This is a genomic window from Bacillus sp. XF8 (genome assembly GCF_017498755.1).
In the GTDB taxonomy this organism is placed as follows: domain Bacteria; phylum Bacillota; class Bacilli; order Bacillales; family Bacillaceae_G; genus Bacillus_A; species Bacillus_A bingmayongensis.
In genome coordinates this window covers 1-1,633 of sequence record NZ_JAGDQK010000112.1, presented here as the reverse complement: position 1 = coordinate 1,633, position 1,633 = coordinate 1, and the positions used below count along the sequence as shown (strand labels likewise).

Sequence of the window (1,633 nt, the reverse complement as noted above, 5' to 3'; positions counted from 1 at the left end):
GTTTTGAATCTTTATTGCTTGTAATATGGATTATGCAAATATTTGCTACCTATACGATTAGTTACTACGCTGCTGCATTGGGGCTAGCACAACTCTTTAAAAAGAGCATTCATCCGTTTATGTTTGCTTTGCTTCCGATTATTTACATCATTGCTATGACTTCGAAAAATATAAATGATTTGCTTAAATTCGGAGATATGGTCGGTAATGCTGCATTGTTTTTATTCGGTTTATTACCGCTGCTCCTTCTTATTGTCACGCGATTAAAGGGGGGCCAGCGTGAAGAATAACTTTAATTATATACGGTTCCTTTTGACTTTGTTTTCGATGCTTGTGCTCCTGTTTCTGACAGGGTGCTGGAGCAGTAAAGAAATTGAAGAGCTGAGTTTAACTGCAGGTATAGCATTGGATAAAGGGAAAGAGGCAACAATTGAGAAAGAATTTGAGGAAAAAGGAGGCGGATATCCTAAAAGAAACCTTATAACAGCTACTTATCAAATTGTTAGTTCGCAAGCGCAAAGTAAAGGAAACGGACAACAAAAACATTATATAAATGTTTCTGAGACCGGAGATTCTATTCATCAAATTATTCGTGAGTTTTCATTGAAAAGGGAGAGTCCGTTGTTCAGCCCACATTTAAAAAGCATTGTTATTAGTGATAGCCTTGTACGTACATACAGTTTAGAACAATTACTTGAACAGTATCTCCGTGACAATGAAATTAGACTTAGCAGTAAAGTATTAATCAGCAAGGGACGAGCGAGTGCGGCACTGGAATCAAAGGGAAAAGGAGAAATCCCAGCATTTCGTTTGACTAGAATTGCAGATAATCGAAATAGAACAACAAGGATTTTACCTCCTGTATCGCTCGCTAAATTAGAAGGAAAGATGCAATCAGGTTCCAGTTTTCTTTTACAAAATGTGATCGCGACAAATGGAGAAACAAAATTTGCAGGAGCTGCCGTAATTAAAGGAAAAACAAATAAGCTGCGTGGTTTTTTAAATGAAGAGGAATTAGAGGGGCTAATATGGATCAACGGAAAAAGGAAAGGTGGTGTGGTAAAAGCTTTTGATAAAAAAACAGGGCAACTGATCATTTACGAGATATATTCAATAAAAAGCAAAATCACACCGCTTGTTAACGGAAATACGATTTCTTTTGATGTAAACATTGAATCAGAAGGGCGTGTGTCTGAAAATTGGACGCGTTCAGGAAAAGCTTTTAAAAATGAATTTTTAAAAAGGACAGAAAAAGCTGTTGAGCAAGAAATCAAAAGTTTAGTAAATCATGTAACAGAAAAAATGCAAAAAAAATATCAAGTCGACGTCGCGGGCTTCGGAAACCAATTAAGAATTACAAACCCGAAATCATGGGAGAAAGTCAAAAAAGACTGGGATCGAACATTTAGTAAGGCTCCGATTAAATATCATGTGAATGTAAACATAAAAGATTATGGGGCGTCAAACTTTAAAAAGTGAGACATTATCTTATTCTATAACAACAGATTTTCTCTTCTTTTAGTGATGGAATAATTACGAAAAAATAGAATTTCTATCGGTTCTGTTGCAAAGTTTTGTTAAGGTTAAGTGGTGCCAACAAAAAGTTGTACATTTTATGCGATTGTTAGTAGCT

The 1,633-nt window shown here is 35.6% G+C and carries 2 protein-coding genes; both read left to right on the top strand.

Annotation, left to right across the window (positions count from 1 at the left end; genetic code table 11):
- Positions 1–290 (top strand): GerAB/ArcD/ProY family transporter (locus J4P91_RS28605; RefSeq protein WP_207996786.1); only part of this gene is annotated, 290 nt, incomplete at its 5' end.
- On the top strand, positions 280–1,479 hold the full coding sequence (locus tag J4P91_RS28600) for a Ger(x)C family spore germination protein (RefSeq protein WP_207996785.1): 1,200 nt from the start codon (positions 280–282) through the stop codon (positions 1,477–1,479). The genes J4P91_RS28605 and J4P91_RS28600, both read left to right, overlap by 11 nt.
- Positions 1,480–1,633 lie beyond the last annotated feature (154 nt).